The sequence below is a fragment of the Methylobacterium sp. WSM2598 genome (assembly GCF_000379105.1).
Taxonomy (GTDB): Bacteria; Pseudomonadota; Alphaproteobacteria; order Rhizobiales; family Beijerinckiaceae; genus Methylobacterium.
The window spans coordinates 452442-478703 of record NZ_KB900609.1 but is presented as its reverse complement, the minus strand read 5'-3'; the positions used below and the strand labels follow the sequence as shown (position 1 = coordinate 478703).

The following is a 26262-nucleotide window of genomic DNA, read 5'->3' as shown; positions in this document are numbered from 1 at the left end:
CCTACATGAGATGAACGCGCCGAGGCCGGCCCGTAATCCCGGTCTCCTCAGTGACCCTCCGCGAGCGTGCCGCGCTGGCGCGGATCCGCCGCCCCGGCCCAGCCGCCGGGCACCGCCATCACCGAACTCGCCGAGCCGGAGGTCGAGCCGACCACGACCCGGTGGCCCTTCGCCCGCAAAAGCGCCAGCGTGTCGGGAGACAGCCCGGTCTCGACCAGGAGCGCGTCCGGCCGCCACTGGTGATGCACGCGCGGCGCCGCGACCGCCTCGGCGAGGTTGAGCCCGAAATCCATCACGCCGGTGACCACCTGCAGCACCGTGGAGATGATGCGGCTGCCGCCGGGGCTGCCGGTCACCAGGAGGAGCCGGCCGTCGCGCAGGACGAAGGCCGGCGTCATGCTGGAGAGCGGCCGCGCGCCGGGCGCGACCGCGTTGGCCTCTCCGCCGACGAGGCCGTAGGCGTTCTGCGCCCCGGGCTTGGCGGAGAAATCGTCCATCTCGTTGTTGAGGAGCACCCCCGTCCCTGCCGCGACGAGGCCGAGCCCGTAGGAGAAGTTGAGCGTAAAGGTGTTCGCGACCGCGTTGCCCTCGGAATCGACCACGGAGAAGTGGGTGGTCTGGTCGGGCTCCTCGGGCAGGGGATTGCCGGCCCGCACCTCCCCGGCCGGCCGGGCCCGGTCCGGGTCGATCAGCGCCCGCAGCCGCGCCGCGTAGGATTTGGCGGTCAGGCCGGCCACCGGCACGCGGACGCGGTCGGGATCGCCCAGATAGGCGGCGCGGTCCGCGTAGGCCTGCTTCATCGCCTCGGCGAGGAGGTGGATCGCCTCGGCGCTGCCCGCCCCCTTCGCGGCGAGGTCGTAGCCTTCGAGGATGTTGAGGATCTCCACGAGGTGCACGCCGCCGGAGCTCGGGGGCGGCATCGCCACCACCTCGTGGCCCCGATAGGCGCCGCGCACCGGGGCGCGCAGGACCACCCGGTAGGAGGCGAGATCCTCCGGCGTCATCGCGCCGCCCGCCCCCCGCACGGCGGCCACGATCCTCTCCGCGACCTCGCCGCGGTAGAAGGCGTCCGGGCCTCCCTCGGCGATCCGGCGCAGGGTCGCGGCGAGGTCCGGCTGGACCAGCCGCTCGCCCCAGCCGTAGGGCCGATCCCCGCGGAAGAACACCGCCCGGCTCGACTCGTATCGCCCGAGGATGCCGGCCGCCCGCGGCAGCGAGGCGGCGAGATCGTCCTCGACCGTGATTCCCTCGCGGGCGAGCGCCTCGGCCGGGGCGATCAGCTCGGCGAGGGTGAAGCGCCCGGAGCCGTAGCGGGCCAGCGCCTCGGCGAGGCCGCGCACCGTGCCCGGCACGCCCACCGCCTTGCCGGAGGCGGTCGACAGGGCGGGGTCCGGCTCGCCGTCCGGACCCAGGAAGAGGTCCCGTGTCGCCGCGGCCGGCGCCGTCTCCCGGTAATCGATCGCGACGGTCTCGCTTCTCTTGGCGAGGTGCACCAGCATGAAGCCGCCGCCGCCGAGATTCCCCGCCCGGGGCAGGGTCACGGCCAGGGCGAAGCCCACCGCCACGGCCGCGTCGACCGCGTTGCCGCCCGCCCGCAGGATCGCGACGCCGACCCGCGTCGCCCGCGCGTCCTGCGAGGCCACCATGCCGTGCGGGGCGAAGGCCGGGAGCAGCCGCGCCTCGTCCGACTGGATGGCGCCCGCCCCCGGCATGCCGGGCGGCGCGCCCTGCGCCGATGCGGGCGCCGCGAGCGCCAGGCAGGCAAAGACCGCGAGGGCGGGGATCGCGAGGGTGCGGCGGTTCGGCATGCTGGTCTCCCGTCCGGAAGGTAGCCCGGCGCGCGGCCGCCTCAAGCGCCCTCGCCTGCGCCGCCGCCCTTGCCTGCGCGTCGCTCCCGGTTCAATCGGGCGAGGCCTGCCGCCCGGAGCGAGCCGATGACCTTCCTGCCCGACGCGCCGACCTTCGCCGCCTACCTGCTCGCCTGCCTCGTCCTCTTCGTGACGCCGGGGCCGGACATGAGCCTGATGCTCGCCCGCACGATCGGGGCCGGGCGGCGGGCCGGCCTCGCCACGGTGCTGGGCACCAGCACCGGCACGCTCGGGCACACCCTGGCGGCGGCTCTCGGCCTCTCGGCCCTGCTCGCGGCCTCGGCGACGGCCTTCCTGGTGCTCAAGCTCGTGGGCGCCCTCTACCTCGCCTGGCTCGCCCTCGATGCCCTGCGCCGCGGCTCGGCCCTGACGGTGCGGGCCGAGCGGGTCGGGGGCGGCTTCCGGCGCGCCTTCTGGACCGGGGTCGGGGTGAACCTCACGAACCCGAAGGTCGTCCTGTTCTTCATCACCTTCCTGCCGCAATTCGTGCGCGCCGACGCGGTGAACCCGGCCGGCCAGCTCGCCTTCCTGGGCGCCGCCTTCGTGGCCGTCACGCTGCCGCTCGGGATCCTCCTCGTCCTCGGGGCGGAACGGATCACCGGCGCGCTCCAGGCCCGGCCGCGGATGCTGCGCGCCATCGACTGGCTCTTCGCCGGGCTGTTCGGGGCCTTCGCGGCGCGGATCCCGGCGACGGCGCGCTGATCAGCGCCGCGGCGCGGCCGCGCCGCCTGCCCGGCGGCCGGCGAGGAGCCAGTAGACGAGGCCGGCGCCCGCCCCGGCCAGGAACAGCAGGGCGGTGACGCGCCCCTCGGCGAGGCCCGCCGGACCGCCCGCGCCGCCGCGCACGCCCCGCATCAGCCAGGGCAGGAGGGCGGTGAGGAAGCCGGTCGCGCCCGCGTACCAAGTCAGCGCGCGCCAGCCCAGCACCTCGCCCATCACGGCGTTGAGGATGGGCGGCACCGCCACCAGGAGCAGGACGGCCCGGCCCGCATCCAGCACCGCCTCGACCATGCCGGGATCCGGCGGGTAGCCGGCGGCGAGTTCGGCCAGCACCGATTCGATCGCGGCGAGGCCGAGCTGCCCCACGACGTCGCGCAGAACCGGATCGACCAGCGCGCCGAGGCCGAGGAGCAAAGCCCCGACCGGCAGCGCCAGCAGCAGCGCGAAGCCCACGGCGACGAGGCGGCCGATCAGCTGCATCGGTCGGCCGCTCAGTCGTCGTCCACGGCCCCGTAGACGCCCTCCGCCCCGATGCCGTCCTCCAGCATCAGCCGGGCGCGGGCGCGCAGCTTCTCGGTCTCGCTCTTGAGCTGGCCGCAGGCCGCCAGGATGTCCCGGCCCCGCGGCGTGCGCACCGGCGAGGCGTAGCCGGCGTTGAAGACGATCTCGGAGAAGCGCTCGATCCGCTCCCAGTCCGAGCACTCGTACCTGGAGCCGGGCCAGGGATTGAACGGGATCAGGTTGATCTTGGCCGGGATGCCCTTGAGCAGCCGCACCAATTCGCGCGCCTCGGCGTCCGAATCGTTCACGCCCTTCAGCATCACGTACTCGAAGGTGATGCGGCGGGCATTCGACACGCCCGGATAGTTCCGGCAGGCCTCGAGCAGGGTCCGGATCGGGTACTTGCGGTTGAGCGGGACCAGCTCGTCGCGCAGGTCGTCGCGCACCGCGTGGAGCGAGATCGCCAGCATCGCGTTCGCGTCGATGCCGAGCCGCTCGAATTGCGGAACCACGCCCGAGGTCGAGACCGTGATGCGGCGGCGCGACAGGCCGAGGCCCTCGTTGTCGCTCATCACCCCGACCGCGTCGACCACGTTGTCGACGTTGTAGAGCGGCTCGCCCATGCCCATGAACACGATGTTCGACACGAAGCGCGAGCCGTCCACGGGCACGAAGGTGCCCTTGGGCGGCACCTGGCCGGGCCAGTCGCCGAGCCGGTCGCGGGCGACGACGAGCTGGGCGGTGATCTCCTGGGCCGAGAGATTGCGCACGAGGCGCTGCGTGCCGGTGTGACAGAAAGAGCAGGTGAGCGTGCAGCCGACCTGGCTCGACACGCAGAGCGTGCCGCGGTCGTTGGCCGGGATGTAGACGCACTCGATCTCGGCGCCGCGATTGTGGTCGTGGCGGCCGGTCGGCGGCATGCGCAGCAGCCACTTGCGGGTGCCGTCGCGGGAGACCTGCTCGCTCACCACCTCGGGCCGGTCGAGGGTGTAGGCCTCCTCCAGCTGCGCCTTCAGCCCCTTGCCGACATTGGTCATGGCCTCGAAGGAGGCCGCCCCGCGCACGTTGATCCAGTGCCAGAGCTGGCCGGTGCGCATGCGCTGCTCGCGCTCGGGCACGCCGATGGCGGCGAGGCGCTCGCGCAGGGCGCCGCGGGTGAGGCCGACCAGGGAGGGCCGGCCGGTCGCGACCATCGCCTCGGGGCGCACCTCGGGCGTCTTCTCGATGAAGGGATCGGAACCGGCGCGGCGCTCGGGCCGCGCGGTGTCGAGGGACGCCGTCGCCATCAGGAACCTTCGGGAGTATGGTGACCCCCGATATAGGCGGTTGCGGGCCGAAACGCGAATACGCGCCGGGCAGGCCCTACTTGCACTCCTCGCGGGTGCGCTTGATGGCGTCGCCGAAGCCTTCGAGGTTGTACTCGTCGGTCGAGGCGTTGCCGCGCTGCGACACCGCCTTCACGACGACCTTCTTGCCGCGCCCCATCTCGGTGACGACGCGGCCCTCCTCGGCCGGGTTCTGCAGCCAGGCATTGGTGCCCTTCACCACGAGCGCGTAGCGGGCCGAGCCGATCGCCAGCGACGGGTCGTTGGCGGCCGAGGGGGCTGAGACGGCGGCGTTCGCCGCCGCGGTGTCGGCCCCGGCTCCGGTCTGGTTGCTGCCGGGCTTCGGGGCGAAGCCCATCATGATGGCGACCTCATTGGCCACCCGCTCGCCCCTGCGCACGGTCACGAACAGGTAGGCGTCGTCGCGCTTGAGGCTCTTGGGCAGCCGCGCCTGCGGCTTGCTGATCGCGTAGCAGATGCGCCCCTTGCCCTCGCCCGCGGCGAAGACGTTCCAGGCCCCGAAGCTGCCGACCGGGCTCGCCTGCAGGCTCGCGGGCGCGGCGGATTCGGGCTTCTCGGCCCTGGGCCTCGGCTTCGCCAGCGCGGGCGCCGCGGACAGGAGGGAGAGGGCGAGGACGGGGAGGAGGGCACGACTCATGCGGCTATCCTAGAGCATGGCCGGGCGGGGCGAAACCGGCGCTGGAAAACCGACGCGGAATCAACGGGATCATGCACAGCCTGGGCGGCCGGCCCGGCCGGGCCGGCGAAATGCTGCGCTGCAGGAATGACCGCGCCCGGCGCTTGCGGCATGGTCGCGGCCCGTTCCCCGCGATGGACCCCGCATGACAGACCTGCCCGAGACCATCCCGGTGCGCGAGGCGCACCGCTTCCCGACCGAGGCGCTGGAGGCCTTCCTCGCCGCGCAGGGGCTCGGCCGGCTCACCGACCTGCGCCAGATGCGCGGCGGGCAGTCGAACCCGACCTTCCTGGTGATCGCCGAGGCGGGCGAGTACGTCCTGCGCAAGCAGCCGCCCGGCAAGCTCCTGCCCTCCGCCCACGCCGTCGACCGCGAGTTCCGGGTGCTGAACGCGCTCTCCGCCACCGACGTGCCGGTCCCCCGCGCGGTCGCCTTCTGCGCGGACCCGGCGGTGATCGGCACGCCCTTCTACCTGATGGAGCGGCTGCGGGGCCGGGTGTTCTGGGACCCGGCCCTGCCGGACCTGCCGCGCGAGGCGCGCGCGCCGATCTACTTCGCGATGAACGAGGCCCTGGCGCGCCTGCACCGGGTCGATCCGGGGGCGGTCGGGCTGTCGAATTTCGGCAAGGCCGGAAACTACTTCCGGCGGCAGATCGAGCGCTGGTCGGGGCAATGGGCGGCCTCGAAGACGCGCGAGAACCCGGCGATCGACCGGCTGGCGGAATGGCTGCCCGCCCACGTGCCGGCGGACGACGAGACCCGCATCTGCCACGGTGATTTCCGCCTCGACAACATGATCTTCCACCCGGACGAGCCGCGGGTGATCGGCATCATCGACTGGGAACTCGCCACCCTCGGCCACCCGCTGGCCGACCTCGCCTACAATTGCATCGCTTACAACACGGCGCCGACCGCCTATCGCGGCCTGCTCGGCCGGGACCTGGACGCGCTCGGCCTGCCGAGCCAGGCGGAGTACGTGCGCCGCTACTGCGAGCGCACCGGCCGCCGGGACGGCATCACGCCCTTCCACCTCGCCTTCGCGCTCTTCCGCCTCGCGGTGATCCTCGAAGGCGTGCTGGCCCGGGCCAAGGCCGGCAACGCGTCGAGCGCGGATGCGAGCGAGAAGGGGGCGCTCGGCATGGCGCTGGCCGAGCGGGGCTGGGAACTGGCGCGGGGCTGACACCCCGCGTGGCGGGGCTGACACCCCGCGTGGCGGGGCTGGGGCCCCGCCGGCGGCGGAACCGCCCTCACGCCGCCGCGCTGGCGCCGCTTCTCAGCCGCCGCCGCAGGCGGTTGACCCCGTAGATCGTCGCGAGCCGCAGCCGGGCCGAGCGCACCGGCGCGTCCCCGCGCTCCGCCTGCACCTGCGCGATCACCCGCAGGGCCTCGGCGACGGAACGTTCGAGGTCGGTCTCGCCCGGGCTGGGCTGGTGGCGATCCTGCATCGGACTCAACTCCCCGTTTTGTTGTTGGGGGCGATCCGACCAGGAGAATCCGGCGACGGGAGGGCCGAAGCGTGGCTCGCCGGCCACGGTCCAGGGAGGAAATTACGGCGAGGCGCCTCAATCGGCGTCGTGCGCCCCGTCCTCCGCCTCCAGCCCGCCGGCATCCAGGTCCTCCTCGGGCTCCGGCTCGTGCGCGTCGAGCCCCGAGGCCTCGGCGAGGTTGCGCGCGGCCCGGCGCAGGAGCTTGCGCAGGCGGCGCTTCTCCTTGTTGTCGAAGCCGTCGAGCATCTCGGCCTCGACCTCCTCCCAGATCCGGTCGATCGCGGCCGCCTTGGCGAGCCCGGCCTCGGTCAGGCGCACCCGCACGATGCGCCCGTCCGCCGCCTCCGCGCGGCGCTCGACGAAGCCGAGGGCGGCGAGGCGGGTCACCGTCTTGGAGGCGGTCGGGGGCCGCACCCGCAGCGTCGCGGCGAGGTCGCCCATCGTCATCGCGCCGGCGGCCGCGAGCACCTGCACGACCTGCTCCTGGCCGGCGAAGAGGTCGAGGGCCGCGAGCCGGTCGCCGATCCGGCCGCGCTGCATCCGGGCGGCGTGGACGAGCGCCCAGCCGACGCTCTTCGCCCCGGGCGGGCGAAGGGCCTTGGACGCCTTGCGCCGCGGAGCCTCGTCGGCCTGGACCGGCGCCGCCTGCTCGGCCGTGGACATCGCGGGAGTTCCTTCTGCCGGGGAGGGCGGCTCGGCAGGGCGCCGCGCCCGCACCCTAGCACGGCCATCTGCCGCCCGGCCGTGACGCTCGCATGACAGGCCCGGCCGATGCACAGCCGGCTGCGCGGCCGCGGTTGCGGGGGCCCGCACTCCTTCGCATCATTGCGGTGCCTCATCCGCCGCGGGAGCTCCGGCCCCGCGGCGGACGATGCGGCAGCGAGGCCCCGCACGGCCCCGCCTCGTGCGCCCTCTTCGGGCCTGGAGACCCGCGATGCCGGCCCGATCCTGGCAGGACCTGACCACCGCCGAGATCCGCGACCGCGCCATGGACCGCGCCATCGCGGTCCTGCCCGTGGCGGCGGTGGAGCAGCACGGCCCGCACCTGCCGCTCGGCACCGACGCCGTCATCCAGGAGGGCTACCTCGCCCGGGTCGCGCCCCAGGTACCGGAGGATCTCGACGTCCTGCTCCTGCCCGTCCAGGCCATCGGCAAGTCGGACGAGCACCTGAGCTTTCCCGGCACCCTCACCCTGGCCGGCCCGACCGCCCTCGCCGCCTGGGTCGAGATCGGGGAGGCGGTGCACCGGGCGGGCTGCCGCAAGCTCGTCATCGTCACGTCGCACGGGGGCAACAGCGCGCTCATCGACCTCGTGGCGCTGGAACTGCGCCGTCGCTGCGGCCTCCTCGCCGTCACCACCGCCTGGAGCCGCTTTGGCTACCCGCCCGGGCTCTTCCCCGAGGAGGAGATCCGCCACGGCATCCACGGCGGCGCGGTCGAGACCGCCCTGATGCTCGCGTTGCGGCCGGACCTCGTGCGGCGCGATCGCGTGCGGGATTTCGTGCCGCGCAGCCGCGCGATGGAGCGGGACTACGCCCAGCTTCGGGCCGGCCGGCCCGCCGCCTTCGCTTGGCTCGCCGAGGACCTGAACCCCGAGGGCGCGATCGGCGACGCCCGCCTCGCCACCGCGGCGGCCGGGGAGGCGGCCCTGGCGCACGGGGCGCGGGCCTTCGTCGCGCTGCTCGGCGACGTCGATCGCTTCAGCTTGGCGGGAACGCCCTCCCGGCCGCCGGGGTGATACACTATATCAGGGCGTCCTCCGCCGCCCCGCGCCGGCGGTCCAGCCCTTCAGGTTTGCCGCATGTCGGACAAGATCCCCGTCACCGTGCTCACCGGCTACCTCGGTGCCGGCAAGACCACGCTCCTCAACCGCATCCTCACCGAGCCGCACGGCAAGCGCTACGCCGTGATCGTCAACGAGTTCGGCGAGATCGGGATCGACAACGACCTCGTGGTCGGCGCCGACGAGGAAGTGTTCGAGATGAACAACGGCTGCATCTGCTGCACCGTGCGCGGCGACCTGATCCGCATCATGGACGGCCTGATGAAGCGGCGCGGCAAGTTCGACGCGATCATCGTGGAGACGACCGGCCTCGCCGATCCGGCCCCGGTCGCCCAGACCTTCTTCGTCGACCAGGATGTCGGCGAGGCGGCGCGCCTCGACGCGGTGGTCACCGTGGCGGATGCCAAGTGGCTGAGCGAGCGCCTGAAGGACGCGCCCGAGGCCCGCAACCAGATCGCCTTCGCGGACGTGATCCTGCTCAACAAGGCCGACCTCGTCGGCGAGGACGAGCTCGCCGCGGTGGAGCGCCGGATCCGGGCGATCAACCCCTCGGCCCGGATCCACCGCACCGTGAAGTGCGACGTGCCCCTCGACGCCGTGCTCGACCGGCGCGCCTTCGACCTCGACCGGATCATCGCGGTGGAGCCCGAATTCCTGGAGGAGGGCCACCATCACCACCACGCCGAGGACATTCAGTCGGTGTCGGCGCGGCTGCCGGGCCCGGTCGACCCGAACAAGTTCATGCCGTGGATCTCCGACCTCACCCAGGTCCAGGGACCCGACATCCTGCGCTGCAAGGGCATCGTCAGCTTCCCGGACGAGCCGCGCCGCTTCGTGTTCCAGGGCGTGCACATGATCCTGGACGGCGACCTCCAGGACGAGTGGCCGGCGGGGGATCCCCGCGAGTCGCGGGTCGTCTTCATCGGCCGCAACCTCGACCCCGACCAGATCCGCCGGGGCTTCGAGGCGACGCGGGCCTGAGGCGGGGCCTGGCCCGCCCGGCGCTCCCGGCCGGGCGGGACGGTCAGCGCACCGCGACCTGGTCCTTGATGCGCTCGAACACCGCGCGGCTGACGACGCGCTTGGCGAGGAGGTCGCCGGGCGACGCGTAGGGGCGCCCGGCGATGATCGCCTTGCCGATGCGCCCGCCGCCGCGCAGCCCGTTGAGTTCGGCCAGGGTCGCGGTGTTGAGGTCGATGCCGCCGGGCGCGGGGGAGGGTTCGGCCGCCGCGGCCGGGGGAGGATCCTCCGCCGAGGCGACCCTGGTGGGCTCCGGGAAGACGGGGGGAGGTGCCGCCGCCGCCGGCTCGGCCGGCGCCTCGATCGCCGGGGGCGGCGCGGGCGGTCCCCCGAACGGCGGCGCGAGCGGGCGGGACTCGGCGCCGAGCAGCGCGGCCGCCGGCGCGGCCGGGGCCGGCGCGGCCGGCGCCTGCGGGGCCGGCCCGGGATAGACCGACCTGACGGGCGCGGCCTCCTCGCCCCCCTGCGGGGCCGCGGCGGCCGTCATCTTGGCCGCGGCCGGGATCGGCGCGGCCGGGATCGCCGCAGCCAGGGCCGCCCGGTCGGGCGCCGCGCGGCCGAAGAAGGATTGCCAGAGCCCCGCGAGTCCCGCGGCCAGGACCACGATCACGAAGGCGCGTGTGATGGCTGAACCCGTCAGCATGGCGAGAGTATTCCGGGCATGACCGGATCAGAAACTGTCGATGACCGTGTCATTTTAGTGACGCGGCCCGCCTTCTTCCCCGATTTTCAGGAACGGGTGGCGTCCGGGAGGGTCGACGGCTCGTCCGGGCCGTCGAGGTGCCGGCCCTCGCGGGAGAGGTGGAGGTAGTTCCTGTTGAACAGGACTACCCGTTCGAGGGCGTCGAGCCTGTGGATCGTCAGCTCGCGCCCGCCGAGCGTGATGAAGCCGGTATTGCGCAGCTCCTGCAGCGTCCGGTTCACGTGGACGACCGAGAGTCCGATCGTGTCGGCAATCTCGCCCTGCGTGAGCGGAAGGTCGCAGCTCGCGCCGCGGGTGAGGCCAACCGCCCGCATGCGGACGTAGAGCTCGCAGAGCAGGTGACCGAGGCGCTCGAAGGCCGTGCGCTGACCGATGTTGACGGTCCATTCCCGCTGGATCGCCGCCGCGGTCAGCGCGTCCCAGCAGAAGGCCCTCATCAGCCGCGGATGAGCCGTGAGAAGTTGTCCCGCCGCATCGAACGTGATCTCCGCCAGAGTGACCGCGGTAATCGCCCCGATCGAATGGTCCATCTCCCGCAGCACCGGCGCGCCGAAATCGCAGATGTCGCCCGGCAGGAGATAGGACAGGATCTGCCGTCGGCCGTCCTCCAAGGTCTTGTAGCGGCATGCCCAACCGTCGAGCACCAGGTTGATAAATTGCGGCGCATCGCCCTCGTGGATGACGTCGTCCCGGGCCCGGACGCGCCGAGTTCGCTGGCGCGCGAGCGCATCGAGCACGCCACGCTCCTCTGGCAACAGGCGCGCGAAGTGCTCGAGCTTGCGGATCAGATACTGGGCCAACGCGACACCAACCCTCCGATGCAGCGCGAGTGTGTCTGCAAGTGACGCCTGACTGATCTATCATATGTTAAGCGGCGCGTCCTGCACCGGATGTAATCATCGGTTTTCCGCTCAATACACTTTTGCCGAGGAAAGCGCCGGCACGCCGCCGCCGCACTGTTGCGGACCGATCACAACCGGTCGGAACCGAAAGCTCGGCCGCAGCCCGGGGATTGTGATCCGCGGCGGGACTGGCAGTTTTGGGGTCAGAGACGGCGTACAGTCCAGAGACCGCGATGATGTCACAAATCTCGCCCATGTCGCGGCTCCACCCGGCCGCGACCGTGCCGGCCGCGCGCGGGGGCAGCCTCTGTCCCTCCGGTGGCGAGCACCTGGCGAACATCCTCTCCGCCGGGCTGCAGGCCGCCTTCGAAGGCGCTCTCCTGGAGCGCCTTCCGACCGACCTCGCGTCGAGCCTCCACGAACTCGTCGCGCGGCTCGACGGCGGGCCCGCGCCGCAGGCCCGAGATCCCAACCCGCGTCCTTAAGAGTCCCATGACCGAACTCGCTTCCGAACCCACACGCATCCTCACCTTTCCCCAGGCCGTGTCCTCCGCGCCCGCGGACGAGAACACCGCCTCGATGATCGACGTGCTGCAGGACCAGCTGCGGCTCGCACGCGAGGGCAAGCTGCGCTCGGTGGCGGTGGTCTCCGTGTCCTCGGACGGCGCCTCGATCGGCACGCAATGGTCCTGCACGCACGGGGACATTTCGAGCCTGATCGGGAAGCTGACCGTGCTCGCCCACGACATGATGGCAGCGCGCAAGTAGGCCGAGCGCTCGCGGCCCGGAGAGCCGGCCCCCCGCGGCCGCCTCGCCGCGTCCCGCGGAGTCAGCTCAGCCGCTGTCCGGCCGATCACGTCCGGGCGGTGTACGCCAAGCCCGCGCGGCGCGTGAGCGAAGCCGCCATCCGCATGGCGACGCGATCCGTCGGATGTCGCATCACTCGATCGCACCCTGGGGCAGCGTGAAGCCGTTCGGAAGCCGGCCGGCAGGCTCGTCCGCCTTGCGGGCAGGCTTGGCGCGACCGGTCGGCGCGGACGCCGCCGACGGGCCGCCCGGCCGAGCGTCCCCCGCATCCTTGGCGGCGCCGGGCGAGGCGCCCTTGGACGAAGCGCCCTTGGACGAAGCGCCTTTGGGCGCCTCGACCTTCGGCGTCGCCACCTTCGGTGCCTCTCCGCAGGCCCGGAACGGCAGGGCGGCGACCACGCCCGCCCCGTCATCCTGAAGGATCCGCAGGGTCTTCGGCAGCCCGTCGAGGCCCGCGCCCCAGCGGATCGCCGCGCCCGGACCGCTCTGCGCTTCGAGGCTCGCCGGCGCGCCCCCGCGACGAAGGTTGTCGAGGTCGGGGCCGTAGGCCGTCGCGGCCTTGCCGCGGATCACCACCTCCAGCACCTGCAGAAGGTCCGGGGTCAGCGGCCGCAGCGGGTTCTCGCGCGTGAGGGTTCCGCGCCGGGTCACCCACAGGCTCACGCCCTTGCCGCCGGCATAGGACGCGGCCTCGTTCCCGCAGGACACGGGCGCGGCATCCTCGGCGCGCGCCCGGGTCGATCCGGCCACCGGCAGCGCCGCCCCGGCGGCCAGCAGGGCCGCTGCGGCGAGCGGGACCGCCGAGCCCGCGACGCGCCTCATCGGTCCCCCCCGTTCGCGTGACGGTGCTCGTCGGGATCGTGATCGATCACCTGCGGAGGGCTCCTGTGCGGGGCCGGCCGCGGCGCGGGGCCGGGGAGGCGCCCGGCCGGCGCCTCGGGCTCCGCGTCGCTGCGGTCGACGAGGCCGTGCGGCCGCGGTCCGAGCGCGTCGTAGAGTTCGTCGCCGCGCTCCTCCAGCAGGTGCTCGCGCGGCAGGCGCAGGGGCGGCCGGCGATCTCCGGCCACCAGCACCAGAAGGAGGATGATCACCGCGAAGGTCACCGCCGCGGCGGCCAGCAAGAACACCATATCGACCGAAGCCCGAGGCCGCTCCCTGGTCCGTCCGCGATCCCGCTCGCCCGGCGCCGGCCCGGATCAACCCTCACGCCTTCGGATCTAGCCCGAGAGCCGCCCGGTGACCAGGGGCGCCGGATGACCCGTTACGCGGGCTGGCGCGACGCCCCCGTCCTATGATCCTCTGACGGCGCGCGCGACCGAGTCGCCCGGGCGCGCCCGGCGCCCCGCGCGGCCCGGCACGCCCGGCCTCCCGCGCGGAAGCGGCGCGGAACGGACCTTGCGTCGCCCGGCCCCGCACCCGCATCCGGCCCTGCCGCGACGAGAGATGCCCATGTACCGGCCCGAGGAAACCCCCAACCCGCACGCCGCTCCCGAGAGCCTGGAGGCGGACCTGCTCCAGCTGGTGGAGCAGGCCCGGCAGCAGGCGAGCGAGGACCCGTTCCGCAACCCCGTCCTCACCGTGGCCCTCGCGATCAGCCGCCGCATGGACCGGGGCGAGGTGAGCGAGGCGGACCTCGAACCGCTCTTCCGCTCCCTGCGCGGGCAGGCCCTGGAGGAGCGGGCGCAGCGCCTGCGCGCCTATCTGGGCCTCGACCAGGAGGGCGGCGACGACCTCGCCCGCGCGGTGCCGCTGATCCTCGGCGAGGAGAGCGACTTCGAGGTGGCCCGGGCCCGGATCGAGCGACCGCGCTTCGCGGCGGTCTTCACCGCGCACCCGACCTTCGGCATGCCCAAGGCGGTGGCCCGCCTGCTCGCCGAGGCCGCCTCGACGCCGGCCCCGGAAGGCCGGCGGGCCCTGCTCGGCGAGGCGGCGGGGCTCTCCTCCCGCCCCGACCCGGTCATCACCCTCAACGACGAGTTCGACCAGGCCCGCTTCTCGGTGCAGCACGGGCGCGCCGCCCTCGACGGGCTGAACGAGGCCCTGCTGCGGGCCGCCCGCGAGCGCTGGCCCGAGCACTGGCACGACCTGGTGCCGCAGCCGGTCGTGATCGCCTCCTGGGTCGGCTGCGACACGGACGGGCGCACCGATATCGGCTGGTGGGACACGCTGCGCTACCGGCTGGAATCGAAGCGCACGCAATTCGAGCGGGTTCTGGCGCAGCTCCCGGAGGATCCGGCCGCCGTCCCGGTGCGGCGGCTCGCGGAGGCGGCCCGCGACGCGGTGTCGCGCCAGCTCGCCGTCGCCCCCAAGCTCGGCGACGATCCGAGCCTGGAGGTGGTGCACCGCTTCGCCCTCGCGCTGATCATCGAGCGCGAGCGCGCCCAGACCGAGGCGGGCCCGCTGCTCTCCGCCCTCGGCGCGGCGATCGCGGCGACGCGCGACGAGGAGGCGCGGCTCAGGCTCTGCGTCCTGCGCGCCGGCTGCGCCGCGCACGGGCTGCAGAACGGGCTGCCGCATTTCCGGCTCAACGCCACCCAGGTCCACAACGCGGTGCGCCGCTCCCTCGACCGGGAGGGCGACCCGACCGACCCGGCCCAGCGCCGCTCGCACCTCGCCTCGATCAACGCGCTCCTCGACCACGTCGAGGCGGTGCCGGTGGATTTCGGCGCGCTCGCCGCCGAGCGCTCCTCCGCCTCCCGCCTGATGATGACGATCGCCCAGATCCTCAAGCACGTGGACGGCACCCATCCGGTGCGCTTCCTGATCGCCGAGACCGAGACCGGCTACACGCTCCTCGCCGCGCTCTGGCTCGCCGAGCATTTCGGCATCGGCGACAAGGTCGAGATCACGCCGCTCTTCGAGACCGCCTCGGCCCTGGAGCAGGGCGTGCACGTCGTCGAGGACGCGCTGCGCTCCGCCCATTGGCGGCGCTACCTGCGCCGGATCGGCCGCCTCGTGCTGCAATTCGGCTACTCGGATTCCGGCCGCTACGTCGGCCAGCTCGCCGCCACCTTCTGGATCGAGCGGTTGCGCCTGCGCATCACCGAGATGATGGTCGCGAACGGCCTCGCCGACATCGAGCTCGTGATCTTCGACACGCACGGCGAGTCGATCGGCCGCGGCGCCCATCCGGCGAGCCTGCGCGACCGCCTCGCCTACCTCGCCCCGAGCCAGGCGCGCCTGCGCAACCGCGAGGCGGGGCTGAAGGTGCGGCTCGAATCGAGCTTCCAGGGCACGGACGGCTACCTGCTGTTCGGCTCCGCGCCGCTCGCGCGCGCCACCGTGCTGCGCATCGTCGAGCACGTCTTCGAGGCGGGCGATCCCCCGCCCGATCCGATCTACGCCGAGCCCGACTTCGCCACCGAGTTCTTCACCGGCGCCCGGCAGGACATGGAGACGCTGGTCGACGATCCCGGCTACGCGGCCCTGCTCGGCACCTTCGGGCCGAACCTGATCGACCGCACCGGGTCGCGGCCGGTGGCGCGCCAGTCCGACGCGGGCGGCCCGGTCGCGATCACCCATCCACGGCAGATCCGGGCGATCCCCAACAACGCCATCCTGCAGCAGCTCGGCTTCCTGGCGAATTCGATGCACGGGGTCGGCCACGCCGCCGCCCGGGCCCCGGACCTGTTCGGCGAGATGCGGGCGGAGTCCGAGCGCTTCCGGCGCGCCTTCAGCCTCGTCCAGCACGCCGCCCGGGTCAGCGACCTCGACGTGCTGCGCGCCTACATCGAGACGCTCGATCCCGGCATGTGGCTGGACCGGGCGCGGCGGGCGACGCGCGACGGGCGGCGGGAGGAGATCATCGCCATCGCGGGTGCCCTCGACCGGCTGAACCTCGCCCCGCGCCTGCGCCGGCTGTTCGGGCGCCTGACCCACGACCACCTGATGCTGCACTCGGTGGCGCGCGACCTCGCCGCGATGAGCCTGCGGCTGACCCTGCTGCACGCGCTCCGGCTCGCGCTGATCCATCGGATCTGGTTCCTCGCCGTGCACATCCCGGGCTTCCGGCCGCAGGCCGGCGTCACCCGCGAGAGCCTGATCGAGCGCATCCTGCGGCTCGACGTGCCGGGCTGCCTGAAGGCGCTGGACGAGATCTTCCCGGTGACGCCGGACCCGACGCTCGGCCTGAATTTCGGCGAGCCGGCCGGGCCGCGCGGGGTCGGCACCTACGAGACGGAGCACCGGACCCTGTTCGAGCCGATCGGCCGCCTCTTCGCGCAGGTGCGCGAGATCAGCGGCATGATCCAGCACGAGGTCGGGGCCTTCGGCTGAGCGTCCTGCGCCGAGAGGGGCACCGGTCCGGCGGCGCCGAGGAGGCGATGCCGGTCGAAGCGGGACCGCGTCGCGCAACTCCGCTTCGCGCGGGCGGCGATGCCGCACCCGGCCGCCCCGCCACCGCCCGAACCGCCCACCGCGAGGCCCGCCCGTGACCGACCTGACCCGCGTCGTGACCGAGATCGCCGAGGAGATGCGCGCCCGCCCCGACCGCGGCGAGGTCGCCACCTACATCCCGGAACTCGCCCGCATGGACCCGCGGGCCTTCGGGATGGTGGTGATCGATGCCGACGGCGAGGTCGCCGCCGCCGGGGATTGCGACGTGCCGTTCTCGATCCAGAGCATCTCCAAGGTCTTCACCCTCACCCTGGCGCTCGGGATGGTAGGGGACCGGCTCTGGCGCCGCGTCGGCCGCGAGCCGTCGGGGAGCCCCTTCAACTCGATCGTCCAGCTCGAGTACGAGCGCGGCATCCCCCGCAACCCCTTCATCAATGCGGGGGCGATCGCGGTCACCGACGTGATCCTGTCGCGCCACCAGCCCCGCGAGGCGCTGGGCGAGATCCTGCGCTTCCTGCAATTCCTGGCGGGCGACGCCGCGATCGCCATCGACGAGTCGGTGGCGGCCTCCGAGCAGCGCACGGGCTACCGCAACATGGCGCTGGCGAATTTCATGAAGGCGCACGGGGTGCTCGACAACCCGGTGCCCTACCTGCTCGGCGTCTACTTCCACCACTGCGCCATCGCCATGACCTGCCGCCAGCTCGCCGAGGCCGGCCGCTTCCTGGCGCATTCCGGGCGTCACCCCGCGACCGGCCACCTCGTGGTGCAGCCCGAGCGGGCGCGGCGCATCAACGCCGTCATGCTCACCTGCGGGCACTACGACGGCTCGGGGGAATTCGCCTACCGGGTCGGCCTGCCCGGCAAGAGCGGGGTCGGCGGCGGCATCCTGGCGATCGCGCCCGGCCGGGCCTCGATCGCCGTGTGGTCGCCGGGGCTCGACGCGGCGGGCAACTCGCATCTCGGCCGCATCGCGCTCGAGATGCTGACGAAGCGGCTCGGCTGGTCGATCTTCGGCCAGTGACGCCGCGGGGGCCCGCCCACTCCCCCGGCGTCGCTGTCCGGCACCGTCACGGCTTGCGGCTGCGGTCGGCGTCCTGGATCGCCGCCTCGTGGTACCAGCCGGCGCCGAAGGCGGCGTCCGCGTAGCGCGTCGCGCGCTCGCCCGCCTCGGCCTGCGGCCGGCGCGCCGCCGGGGCGGCGCGGTTCCGCAGGGGGAATTGATAGATCTTCGCCGTCTCCCGCTGGGGTCCCGCCTTCATCATCAGCCGGTCTCCTGTCGTCCCGCCTGGCGGTACGCGCCAGTCACCGGGTCAATATAGCCTCCACTGCCCGCCGCTTGCACGGTCTGCTGCCAAAAAAATCAGTAAATGCACGCAATTTGCGCAGAAATGGTCTTGCCAATCACGATTGCATTGTTGCAGCGCGCTCCCTCCGCGCCGAGCACCCCGCTGCCCTCGATCGCGGCAGGGGCGCGCGGCTGCCCATCCGGTGGGCAGTCCCGGCGCGGTCGCCGCCGCCCGCGGCGCGGGCGCGATCCGGGCGCCCCTCGCTCCCTCCGGGCCGGGACGGCGCCGCGCCTTCGGCCGGGCTGCGACCGCGACCGCGCCGCGGGAACCCCACTTGGCACAGCCTGTGCTTTAGGGTCTGCGCCTTGGGAGGCAAGGTAACTGGCAGCAGCGCCTCAAGCTCCGCATGGTTCCCTGACGAGAGGCTGGAAATGACGAAGTACAAACTGGAATATATTTGGCTTGACGGCTATACGCCGGTTCCGAATCTCCGGGGCAAGACGCAGATCAAGGAATTCGACAGCTTCCCGACCCTGGAGCAGCTGCCGCTGTGGGGCTTCGACGGGAGCTCGACGAAGCAGGCGGAGGGCCACAGCTCGGATTGCGTGCTGAAGCCCGTCGCCCTCTATCCCGACCCGGCCCGCACGAACGGCGCCCTGGTCATGTGCGAGGTCATGATGCCGGACGGCGTCACCCCGCACCCGACGAACAAGCGCGCCACCATCCTGGACGACGAGGGCGCGTGGTTCGGCTTCGAGCAGGAGTACTTCCTGTACAAGGACGGTCGCCCGCTCGGCTTCCCGGCCTCCGGCTACCCGGCCCCGCAGGGCCCCTACTACACGGGCGTCGGCTACAAGAACGTCGGCGACGTGGCCCGCCAGATCGTCGAGGAGCACCTCGACCTCTGCCTCGCGGCCGGCATCAACCACGAGGGCATCAACGCCGAGGTGGCGAAGGGCCAGTGGGAGTTCCAGATCTTCGGCAAGGGCTCCAAGAAGGCCGCCGACGAGATCTGGATGGCGCGCTACCTGCTGCTGCGCCTCTGCGAGAAGTACGGCGTGGACATCGAGTGGCACTGCAAGCCGCTCGGCGACACCGACTGGAACGGGTCGGGCATGCATTGCAACTTCTCGACCAAGTACATGCGCGAAGTGGGCGGCAAGGCCTATTTCGAGGCGCTGATGGCCGCCTTCGCGAAGAACCTCGACGACCACATCGCCGTCTACGGCCCGGACAACCACCTGCGTCTGACGGGCAAGCACGAGACGGCGCCCTGGAACAAGTTCTCCTACGGCGTGGCCGACCGCGGCGCCTCGATCCGGGTGCCCCACAGCTTCGTGAAGAACGACTACAAGGGCTACCTCGAGGATCGCCGCCCGAACTCCCAGGGCGACCCCTACCAGATCGCCTCGCAGGTTCTGAAGACGATCTCGGAGGTCCCGACCGGCGCCGTCTCGGCCGCGGCCTGACCCTCCCGAACTGACCGACGCGCGCGGCGGGGATGGCAGCATCCCCGCCGCGTCGCGTTCGGGCCGCACCCGGCGGACGGGGGCGGCCGCTCGCCCGACGCAAAGCGCCCGCCGCAGCGGGGGCTGGGGCGGGCGAAAGGTAGGTCTCCGTCTCGAGAGATCCGCGTGCAGCACAGCACGGCGCCCGCCGCGGCGCATCATCCATTTGGGGGAATGGGCCCGGGCCGGGACCTCATCCGACATCCGACGGATCGCGGCGCAATGCGGATTTGGGCTTCGCTCAAGCGCCGCGCGGGCTCCTGATCCGCTTGATCCCTTCGGGATGGCGGATTGGGGCTTCGCTCACGCGCCGCGCGGGCTGGTCATCCGCTGTCCGGACGTGATCGTCCGGTTAGCGGATCACATCAGCTTGATCGTGTCCTGGCGGCTCTGCGCCTTGGCCTGCAGGCGGCGACGGCGGGCGGCGATCAGGGTGCCGTTCACCTCGCCCCCGAACAGGAACATGGCGGCGAGCCAGTAGACGAAGATCAGGAACACCATGGCGGTGGCCAGCCCGCCATAGGTCGAGACGTAGGCGCTGGAGAAGCGGTCGAGGTAGGTGCCGAAGCCGAGGCCGGCGATCACCCACATGCCGAGCGTCACCGCCACGCCCGGCAGCACCATGTGCCAGGGCCGGCGCCCGGCCGCGATGAACTTGTGGGCGATGACCAGGACGAGGGCGATCAGCAGCGCGGTGAGCGCCACCCGCACCACCGCGATGGTGAGCCCGAGGGGTTCGATTCCGGGCGCGACCATGACCAGCGCGCGCCAGACCAGCGGCCCCAGCACCACCAGGAAGGTGAAGGCCAGCATCGCGAAGGCGCCGCAGATCACGTAGCCGATCGATTCCAGGCGGGTCAGCCACCAGGGCCGGCTCTCGCGCAGCCCGTAGGCGCGGTTGAGCCCGACCCGCAGGCTCTCGACCCCGCTCGACGAGAAGTAGAGGGCGAGCAGCGCGCCGATGGTCAGGATGCCGCCGCGCTGCTCGGTCAGCACCCGGTGCACCTCCGCGGCGACCGGCCCGGCCACCTCGCTCGGCCAGACCTCGAACAGCAGGTTGCTGGCCTCGTCCGCCAGCGACTTGGTGCCGAACACGCTGGCGAGCGCCGTGAGCAGGATCAGGAACGGGAACAGGGAGGTGAGGAGCGAGAGCGCGATGTGGCTCGCGATGGCCCAGCCGTCATGCGCGACGAAGCGCTGGGCCGCGATGGCGGCGATCTCGAGGGCGGTGCGCAGGCGCATGGCGAAGGGGTCTCTACACCGGGCCGGGACGGGGCGGGAGCGCCATTTCGTGCCCCTGCCGCCATGCGCCGGGGGCGTGGCGGGCGGGACGCGGCGGCGGTTGCGTCCGCGCCGCCGCCGTGCTGCCTGCGCGCAGAATGATGACGCTCGCGCCAGATTCGGCGGCGCTCGCTGCGCGCCTCGCCCCGGCCCTGTTCGTGGTGATCTGGGCGACGGGCTTCGTCGTCGCCCGGCTCGTCGCGCCGCACGCCGAGCCGCTGACCTTCCTGAGCCTGCGCTTCCTCGGCACGGTGGCGGTGCTGGGCGGCGTGGCCCTGCTCGCCGGGGCGCGCTGGCCGCGCGGCTGGCGCGGCTGGCGCGACGCCCTCGTGGCCGGGATCCTGCTGCAGGGCCTCTACCTCGACGGCGTGTTCTGGTCGGTCAGCCGGGGCCTGCCGGCCGGTCTCGCCGCCCTCGTCACCAGCCTGCAGCCGCTCCTGACGGCGGTCATCGCGGGGCCGCTCCTCGGCGAGCGGGTCTCGGCCCGCCGCTGGCTCGGCATCGCGGTCGGTTTCCTCGGGGCGGGGCTCGTGCTGGCCCCGAAGCTCGGCGCGGGGGCCGACGCGATCCCGCCCGCCGCGCTCGCGGTCTGCCTCGGGTCGACGCTGGCGATCACCTTCGGCACCCTGTGGCAGAAGCGCACCTCGGCGGCGGTCGACCTGCGCACCAACGCGGCGGTGCAGTTCCTGGGCGCGGCGCTGATGACGCTGCCCCTGGCGCTCCTCCTGGAGGAGGGGCGCTTCGACGCCTCGCTGCCGGCCCTGGCCGGGCTCGCCTGGGCTGTGCTGGGGCTGTCGGTCGGCGGGATCCTGATCCTGCTCTGGCTGATCCGGCGCGGGGCGGTGGCGGGCGTCGCGGCCCTGTTCTACCTCGTGCCGCCGGTCTCGGCCGCCATGGCCTTCGGGCTGTTCGGCGAGAGCCTCGCCCCCGTCCAGATCCTCGGCATGGTCGTGGGCGTCGCGGTCGCCAGCCGGGGCGCCTGATCCCCGGGGGCGCCCCTTCGGGGGCATTCGCCCCCCGGGAGGGGCTTCGCCCCCCGGGAGGGGCTTCGCCCCCCGGGAGGGGCTTCGCCCCCCGGGAGGGGCTTCGCCCCCCGGGAGGGGCTTCGCCCCCCGAAAGGTCGACGGGACGCAAGGGGACGCAGCCCTCTACAAGCCGGCGCGAACGCCGCTATCATGCGGTGCACAAGAACAGCCGGAGATACGAGCCATGTCCGCGCAGGCTGCGCCCCTGACCGTCGAGGCCGACCTGGCCACCCTGGCCCGCGAGGCGGCGACCGCCGCCAAGGCGCTCGCCGCCGATGCCGGGCGCCGGGTGCGGGCGCGCGTCGCCACCGCCGAAGGCCGGCTCTCGGCCGAGAAGCTCGAAGCCGAGCAGCACGCCGCCCACGGCCTCGCCTGGCTGGCGACCTACGCCGAGGCGGTGAGCCAGCTCGCCTCCTACGCGGAGCGGCTCCAGGCAGCCGGGCGCTTCGGCGAGACCGAGAGCCTCCTCGTGCGCATCGGCATCGGCGAGTATCTCGACCAGATATTCGGCGGCATCCCGATGAGCCAGGGCGAGATGGTGCGCCCGACCACCTCCCTCGGGCTGAGCGCCCAGGAAGTGGCGCGCCACCGCAGCGGCGCCGTCGAGACGCTGATCGCGGAGGGCAACACCGCCGCGCACCGCGCCGCCCTGGTCCGGCTGATCCGCGACGGGCAGGGCGCCGCCACGATCGGCGATTCGGGCCTCGACGAGGACATGGAGGCGATCCGCACCGAGATGCGCCGCTTCGGCCAGGCCGAGGTCGTGCCCCACGCGCACGAATGGCACCAGCAGAACGCCTACATCCCCCTCGAGATCATCGGCCAGATGGCCGAGCTCGGCGTCTTCGGCCTCACCATCCCGGAGGAATACGGCGGGATGGGGCTGCCCAAGATCTCGATGTGCGTGGTCTCGGAGGAATTGTCGCGGGCCTATATCGGCGTCGGCTCGCTCGGCACGCGCTCCGAGATCGCCGCCGAGCTGATCCTCTGCGGCGGCACCGAGGCGCAGAAGCAGCGCTTCCTGCCGAAGATCGCCTCGGGCGAGATCCTGCCCACCGCCGTCTTCACCGAGCCGAATACCGGTTCCGACCTCGCCAACCTGCGCACCAAGGCGGTGAGGGAGGGCGACACCTGGAAGGTCTACGGCAACAAGACCTGGATCACGCATCCGGTCCGGGCCGACCTGATGACGATCCTGGTGCGCACCAAACCCGAGGAGCCGGGCCATCGCGGCCTGTCGCTGCTCCTCGGCGAGAAGCCCCGCGGCAGCGACGCGGAGCCCTTCCCGGTCGCGGGCCTGTCCGGCGGCGAGATCGAGGTGCTCGGCTACCGGGGCATGAAGGAGTACGAACTCGCCTTCGACGGGTTCGAGGTGCCGGCCGCCAACCTCCTCGGCGAGGTCGAGGGCAAGGGCTTCGCCCAGCTGATGCAGACCTTCGAATCGGCCCGCATCCAGACGGCGGCCCGCGCGGTCGGCGTGGCCCAGTCGGCCCTCGACATCGGCCTGCGCTACGCGGAGGAGCGGGTGCAGTTCGGCAAGCCGCTGGTGGCCTTCCCGCGGGTGGCCGACAAGCTCGCCATGATGGCGGTCGAGATCGCGATCGCCCGCCAGCTCACCTACTTCGCCGCCCACGAGAAGGACGAGGGCAAGCGCTGCGACCTGGAGGCCGGCATGGCGAAGCTGCTCGCCGCCCGCGTCGCCTGGGCGGCGGCCGACAACGCGCTGCAGATCCATGGCGGCAACGGCTTCGCGCTGGAGTACCAGATCAGCCGCGTGCTCTGCGACGCGCGCATCCTCTCGATCTTCGAGGGCGCGGCGGAGATCCAGGCGCAGGTCATCGCCCGCCGCCTGCTCGAGGTGCAGTAGGGCCGGGCGCGCCCGGGCCCCGGGACCGCTCAGCCGGCGAGCCCGCGCGGCCGCGGGGCGGGGCCGCCCGCCCCCGCGGCGGATTCGTCGGCCGGGGCGGCCGCCCCCCCGACGAGGAGCGCGCGCATCAGCCGGATCGTCGCCCGCGCCGAGGCGCCGTCTCCGCGCGCCTCGGGCAGCAGCAGCGCGGCCGGCAGCAGGTCGGGCCGGTCGACCGCGATCCGCGTCATCGACCAGGACCCGAACAGCCGCTCGTCCGTCGGCGCCAGTTCGAGCAGTTCGACACGGCGGTGGCGCAGGTCGCAGCAGATCCGCTCGAAGGTCGCCTCGATGGCCGGGAGCGGGCCTTCGAGCGCCTGCACGAAGATGCCCGGCACGTGCAGGAGCGCCCCGGTGAGCCCCGCGGCCTCGTTGCGCGCCCGGGAGGCCGCGATGATCCCGTCGAGCTCGCGGTCGAGCCGCGCCGCGCGGCCGGGGAGCGCGGCCTCGCTGCGATAGAGCAGGCGGTGAAGCAGCATGGCATTCCTTCTCAGGCGCGCGCCGCGCGCGGCGCGCGAAAGAGTTCGGCGATGGACTCGGCCGGGACCGGCCGGCTGTAGAGGTAGCCCTGCAGCTGGTCGCAGCCCTCGCCCGCGATGAAGACCGATTGCTGATCGGTCTCGACTCCCTCGGCCGTGGTCTTGATGCCGAGGCTGCGCCCGAGCATCGCGATGGCGCGCACGATCGCGACGCTGTCCCGGTCCTGCGGCGTCTGGCGCACGAAGGACTGGTCGATCTTGATCTTGTCGAAGGGAAAGCGGCGCAGGTAGCTCAGGCTCGAATAGCCGGTGCCGAAATCGTCCATCGAGATCCGGATGCCGAGGCACCGGAGTTCCGTCAGCACCGCCAGGGTGCGGTGCTCGTCCTGCATCAGCGTCCCCTCGGTGATCTCGATCTCCAGGCGGGAGCCCGGGAGGCCGGTCTCGGCCAGGATGCCGCGGACCGTGGCGGCGAGCCGGGGGTCGCGGAACTGCACCGGCGAGAGGTTGACCGCGACCGGCAGGGGCGTCGCCCAGCGGCGGGCCTCGGCGCAGGCCGTGCGCAGCACCCACTCGCCGAGCGGGCCGATCAGTCCGGTCTCCTCCGCGAGCGGGATGAACTCCCCGGGCGAGACGAGGCCGCGCTCCGGATGGTGCCAGCGGATCAGCGCCTCGGCCCCGTCGAAGCGGCCGGTCCGGGCATCGACCTGCGGCTGGAAGTAGAGTTCGAATTCCTGCCGCGCGAGGGCGCGCCGCAGGTCGAGTTCGAGGGAGCGGCGGGCCTGCATGCGGGCATTCATGGTGCCCTCGAACATCCGGAAGCGCCCGCGGCCCTCCTCCTTGGCTCCGTAGAGGGCGAGGTCGGCGCTGCGCAGGAGCTGCTCCGGCGTGTCGCCGTCCTGGGGGGCGAGGGCGATGCCGATGCTCGCGCCGATGTCGAGGATGTGTCCGTCGATCACGAAGGGGCGGCTCAGGATCTCGATCGCCCGCTCGGCCGCCGCCTGGATCGCCGCGAGGTCGCCCGCGCCCGCCGCATCCCCCGCCCCGGCGAGCAGGATGGCGAATTCGTCGCCGCCGAGCCGCGCCACCACGTCGGCCGCGCCCACCACCCGCAGCAGGCGCTGCGCCACCCGGCGCAGCAGGTCGTCCCCCATCCCGTGCCCGAGCGTGTCGTTGACGGCCTTGAAGCGGTCGAGGTCGAGGATCAGCAGCGCGAAGGGCGCCGGGTCGTGCCGCCGCGCGGCGAAGCGCTCGGCCAGGAGCTCGGCCAGGACGCCGTTGAAGCGCAGGCGGTTGGCGAGGCCCGTGAGCGCGTCGTGATGCGCCAAGTGGGTGATCGCCGCCTCGGCCCGCAGGCGGTCGCGCTGGTCGCGCACCGCGACCACCAGGTGGGGTCTGGTCTCGATCGCGATGGTCTGGGCGATGACCCGCACCGGGATCTCCGCCCCGCTCGCGTCGCGCAAGGTCGCATCGCGCTCGTGGGTGAGCGGGATCGCCGCGGCCGACAGGCCCGGCAGCAGGTCCGGCAGGGCGCGGCCGATCACCTCCTCGCGGCCCCGGCCGAGGATGCGCTCGATGCTCCGGTTCACGCCGACGATCGCGTCGTCGTCGCAGATCAGCAATCCCTCGACGGCGATGTCGGCGAGGTCGCGCAGGCGCTGGCGCTCCGCCACCCGGCGCCGGTGGTTGAGGATGCTCAGGCGCAGTGCCGCCAGCGCCGCCCCGAGGATCAGGAAGGCCGCGTTGGCCGTGAGGATCGTCACCACGGCGGCGTCGAGGGAGCCGTCCGGCAGCGCGATGCGCGGGTCGTAGCGCAGGGACAGGGCGCCCATGCCGATGAAATGCGCGCCGCAGACCGCGAGCAGCAGAGCGAGCGGCGCGAGGGCGCGCGCGAGGCGCTGCGGCGCCAGGGAGAGCCGCAGCGCCAGGACCGACAGGGCGATTCCGGCGAGGACCGACACGGCCACCCGCTGCCCGTCCCAGGCGATCGTGCCCTGGACCCGGTAGGCCGCCATGCCGGTATAGTGCATGCCGGCGATCGCGAGCCCGATGATCGCGCCGCCCGCGACCGCCCCGTGCCGCGTCCGGCTGCCGACGATCGCCAGGGCCGCGAGGCTCACCAGCATCACCGCGACCGCGAAGGAGGCGACGGTGGGCGCCAGGGCGAAGCCGAAGGCCATCCCGGGCGCGAAGGCCAGCATGGCGATGAAGTGGGTGGCCCAGATCGCCGAACTGGTGGTGAGGACCGCCGCCGCCGCCCAGCCGATCCGCTCGCGGCCCGACGCCCGGAAGGTCTGCCGCCCGAGCGCGAAGGTCGCGTAGCAGCCGACCGCGCAGATCAGCGCCGCCACGACGATCAGGCGCGGGTCGTGCTGCTGCGTGAGACAGGCGATGATGTCCATCATCGGATCCCGTTCCGGCCCGGGCGCGGCGCCGGCAGCGCCCCGGGCACGATTCAATCGTGGCCTCATCGATGGTGCGGCTGCGCTTACCCGCCCGTTCACGCCGCCCGTGTCGGACTGGATTTTGCAAGTCCAGGTAGAGATGCCGGTGATCGTGGTGAACGCGCCGTGAAGCCGGCGGGAGATCGGTGCGCGCGATCCGCGATCGCCGCGACCTGCGCGGAACCGGTCGCGGCCGACGCGTTCCCCGACGGGGCCGGCCGCGGCGGCGCGGCCCGCGCCGA

26 protein-coding genes are annotated in these 26262 nt (G+C 73.1%); 12 read left to right on the top strand and 14 right to left on the bottom strand.

Annotated features, from left to right (window positions below; genetic code table 11):
- Window positions 1–47 precede the first annotated feature (47 nt).
- Window positions 48–1808: a gamma-glutamyltransferase gene (gene ggt / locus MET2598_RS0102330; protein WP_018259753.1), complete on the bottom strand. Its 1761-nt coding sequence runs from the start codon at window positions 1806–1808 to the stop codon at window positions 48–50.
- Window positions 1809–1934: 126 nt separating this feature from the next.
- Here ggt and MET2598_RS0102325 point away from each other — a divergent pair, with 126 nt between their 5' ends.
- Window positions 1935–2570 carry a LysE family translocator gene (locus MET2598_RS0102325; RefSeq protein WP_018259752.1) on the top strand — a complete coding sequence of 212 codons (636 nt, stop codon included), beginning with the start codon at window positions 1935–1937 and terminating at the stop codon, window positions 2568–2570.
- Here the strand turns inward: MET2598_RS0102325 and MET2598_RS0102320 are convergent, their stop codons facing one another.
- The 3 genes from MET2598_RS0102320 to MET2598_RS0102310 all read right to left on the bottom strand — a co-directional run bounded on the left by MET2598_RS0102320 (window position 2571) and on the right by MET2598_RS0102310 (window position 5072).
- On the bottom strand, window positions 2571–3068 hold the full coding sequence (locus MET2598_RS0102320; RefSeq protein WP_012334285.1) for a hypothetical protein: 498 nt from the start codon (window positions 3066–3068) through the stop codon (window positions 2571–2573). It abuts the gene before it with no gap.
- Window positions 3069–3079: 11 nt separating this feature from the next.
- Window positions 3080–4375, bottom strand: coding sequence for a 23S rRNA (adenine(2503)-C(2))-methyltransferase RlmN (gene rlmN / locus MET2598_RS0102315; protein WP_018259751.1), 1296 nt, complete (start codon window positions 4373–4375; stop codon window positions 3080–3082).
- Between the two features lie 76 nt (window positions 4376–4451).
- On the bottom strand, window positions 4452–5072 hold the full coding sequence (locus MET2598_RS0102310; RefSeq protein WP_018259750.1) for a hypothetical protein: 621 nt from the start codon (window positions 5070–5072) through the stop codon (window positions 4452–4454).
- A 184-nt stretch (window positions 5073–5256) separates the two neighbouring features.
- Between MET2598_RS0102310 and MET2598_RS0102305 the strand changes: the two genes are divergently transcribed.
- Window positions 5257–6291 carry a phosphotransferase gene (locus tag MET2598_RS0102305; RefSeq protein WP_018259749.1) on the top strand — a complete coding sequence of 345 codons (1035 nt, stop codon included), beginning with the start codon at window positions 5257–5259 and terminating at the stop codon, window positions 6289–6291.
- A gap of 67 nt (window positions 6292–6358) precedes the next feature.
- On the opposite strand, the gene MET2598_RS0102300 is transcribed toward MET2598_RS0102305, so the two are convergent.
- Both MET2598_RS0102300 and MET2598_RS0102295 read right to left on the bottom strand, forming a co-directional pair.
- Window positions 6359–6556, bottom strand: a complete 198-nt coding sequence (locus MET2598_RS0102300) for a hypothetical protein (protein ID WP_012334289.1) — start codon at window positions 6554–6556, stop codon at window positions 6359–6361.
- Window positions 6557–6673: 117 nt separating this feature from the next.
- Window positions 6674–7261 (bottom strand): MarR family winged helix-turn-helix transcriptional regulator, encoded by a 588-nt coding sequence (locus tag MET2598_RS0102295; protein WP_012334290.1) that lies wholly within the window; start codon window positions 7259–7261, stop codon window positions 6674–6676.
- 271 nt (window positions 7262–7532) lie between these two features.
- Between MET2598_RS0102295 and MET2598_RS0102290 the strand changes: the two genes are divergently transcribed.
- Window positions 7533–8336 carry a creatininase family protein gene (locus MET2598_RS0102290; protein WP_012334291.1) on the top strand — a complete coding sequence of 268 codons (804 nt, stop codon included), beginning with the start codon at window positions 7533–7535 and terminating at the stop codon, window positions 8334–8336.
- A 63-nt stretch (window positions 8337–8399) separates the two neighbouring features.
- Window positions 8400–9362 carry a CobW family GTP-binding protein gene (locus tag MET2598_RS0102285; protein WP_018259748.1) on the top strand — a complete coding sequence of 321 codons (963 nt, stop codon included), beginning with the start codon at window positions 8400–8402 and terminating at the stop codon, window positions 9360–9362.
- A gap of 43 nt (window positions 9363–9405) precedes the next feature.
- Here the strand turns inward: MET2598_RS0102285 and MET2598_RS0102280 are convergent, their stop codons facing one another.
- Both MET2598_RS0102280 and MET2598_RS0102275 read right to left on the bottom strand, forming a co-directional pair.
- Complete coding sequence (locus tag MET2598_RS0102280) at window positions 9406–10044, bottom strand: helix-hairpin-helix domain-containing protein (protein ID WP_018259747.1); 639 nt, start codon at window positions 10042–10044, stop codon at window positions 9406–9408.
- 86 nt (window positions 10045–10130) lie between these two features.
- Complete coding sequence (locus MET2598_RS0102275) at window positions 10131–10904, bottom strand: Crp/Fnr family transcriptional regulator (protein WP_018259746.1); 774 nt, start codon at window positions 10902–10904, stop codon at window positions 10131–10133.
- A gap of 275 nt (window positions 10905–11179) precedes the next feature.
- On the opposite strand from MET2598_RS0102275, the gene MET2598_RS0102270 reads away from it, so the two are divergent.
- Window positions 11180–11431 (top strand): hypothetical protein, encoded by a 252-nt coding sequence (locus tag MET2598_RS0102270; protein WP_012334295.1) that lies wholly within the window; start codon window positions 11180–11182, stop codon window positions 11429–11431.
- Window positions 11432–11438: 7 nt separating this feature from the next.
- On the top strand, window positions 11439–11714 hold the full coding sequence (locus tag MET2598_RS0102265) for a hypothetical protein (protein ID WP_012334296.1): 276 nt from the start codon (window positions 11439–11441) through the stop codon (window positions 11712–11714).
- 171 nt (window positions 11715–11885) lie between these two features.
- On the opposite strand, the gene MET2598_RS0102260 is transcribed toward MET2598_RS0102265, so the two are convergent.
- Both MET2598_RS0102260 and MET2598_RS0102255 read right to left on the bottom strand, forming a co-directional pair.
- Window positions 11886–12575: a hypothetical protein gene (locus tag MET2598_RS0102260; RefSeq protein WP_018259744.1), complete on the bottom strand. Its 690-nt coding sequence runs from the start codon at window positions 12573–12575 to the stop codon at window positions 11886–11888.
- Window positions 12572–12883 (bottom strand): hypothetical protein, encoded by a 312-nt coding sequence (locus MET2598_RS0102255; protein WP_012334298.1) that lies wholly within the window; start codon window positions 12881–12883, stop codon window positions 12572–12574. The genes MET2598_RS0102260 and MET2598_RS0102255 overlap by 4 nt, the downstream gene beginning before the upstream one ends.
- Window positions 12884–13202: 319 nt before the next feature.
- Between MET2598_RS0102255 and MET2598_RS0102250 the strand changes: the two genes are divergently transcribed.
- Both MET2598_RS0102250 and MET2598_RS0102245 read left to right on the top strand, forming a co-directional pair.
- Window positions 13203–16028, top strand: coding sequence for a phosphoenolpyruvate carboxylase (locus MET2598_RS0102250; RefSeq protein ID WP_018259743.1), 2826 nt, complete (start codon window positions 13203–13205; stop codon window positions 16026–16028).
- A 154-nt stretch (window positions 16029–16182) separates the two neighbouring features.
- Window positions 16183–17112 (top strand): glutaminase, encoded by a 930-nt coding sequence (locus MET2598_RS0102245; RefSeq protein ID WP_012334300.1) that lies wholly within the window; start codon window positions 16183–16185, stop codon window positions 17110–17112.
- A 46-nt stretch (window positions 17113–17158) separates the two neighbouring features.
- Here MET2598_RS0102245 and MET2598_RS0102240 read toward each other — a convergent pair whose 3' ends face one another.
- On the bottom strand, window positions 17159–17353 hold the full coding sequence (locus MET2598_RS0102240) for a DUF2735 domain-containing protein (RefSeq protein WP_012334301.1): 195 nt from the start codon (window positions 17351–17353) through the stop codon (window positions 17159–17161).
- Window positions 17354–17808: 455 nt separating this feature from the next.
- Between MET2598_RS0102240 and MET2598_RS0102235 the strand changes: the two genes are divergently transcribed.
- Window positions 17809–18846: a glutamine synthetase beta-grasp domain-containing protein gene (locus tag MET2598_RS0102235; protein WP_012334302.1), complete on the top strand. Its 1038-nt coding sequence runs from the start codon at window positions 17809–17811 to the stop codon at window positions 18844–18846.
- A gap of 399 nt (window positions 18847–19245) precedes the next feature.
- Here MET2598_RS0102235 and MET2598_RS0102230 read toward each other — a convergent pair whose 3' ends face one another.
- Window positions 19246–20127: a YihY/virulence factor BrkB family protein gene (locus tag MET2598_RS0102230; RefSeq protein WP_012334303.1), complete on the bottom strand. Its 882-nt coding sequence runs from the start codon at window positions 20125–20127 to the stop codon at window positions 19246–19248.
- Between the two features lie 140 nt (window positions 20128–20267).
- Here MET2598_RS0102230 and MET2598_RS0102225 point away from each other — a divergent pair, with 140 nt between their 5' ends.
- Window positions 20268–21149, top strand: coding sequence for a DMT family transporter (locus tag MET2598_RS0102225; protein ID WP_020493635.1), 882 nt, complete (start codon window positions 20268–20270; stop codon window positions 21147–21149).
- A 226-nt stretch (window positions 21150–21375) separates the two neighbouring features.
- Entirely contained in the window at window positions 21376–23058 is a 1683-nt protein-coding gene (locus MET2598_RS0102220) for an acyl-CoA dehydrogenase family protein (RefSeq protein ID WP_012334305.1), read from the top strand.
- A gap of 29 nt (window positions 23059–23087) precedes the next feature.
- Here MET2598_RS0102220 and MET2598_RS0102215 read toward each other — a convergent pair whose 3' ends face one another.
- Both MET2598_RS0102215 and MET2598_RS0102210 read right to left on the bottom strand, forming a co-directional pair.
- Window positions 23088–23576 carry a BLUF domain-containing protein gene (locus tag MET2598_RS0102215; protein WP_012334306.1) on the bottom strand — a complete coding sequence of 163 codons (489 nt, stop codon included), beginning with the start codon at window positions 23574–23576 and terminating at the stop codon, window positions 23088–23090.
- An 11-nt stretch (window positions 23577–23587) separates the two neighbouring features.
- A complete protein-coding gene (locus tag MET2598_RS0102210; RefSeq protein WP_018259741.1) occupies window positions 23588–25981 on the bottom strand; it encodes a bifunctional diguanylate cyclase/phosphodiesterase in 2394 nt (797 codons plus the stop codon).
- Between MET2598_RS0102210 and MET2598_RS40645 the strand changes: the two genes are divergently transcribed.
- Window positions 25968–26150, top strand: a complete 183-nt coding sequence (locus MET2598_RS40645) for a hypothetical protein (RefSeq protein WP_150108714.1) — start codon at window positions 25968–25970, stop codon at window positions 26148–26150. The two genes, MET2598_RS0102210 and MET2598_RS40645, sit on opposite strands and share 14 nt — an antisense overlap.
- Window positions 26151–26262 lie beyond the last annotated feature (112 nt).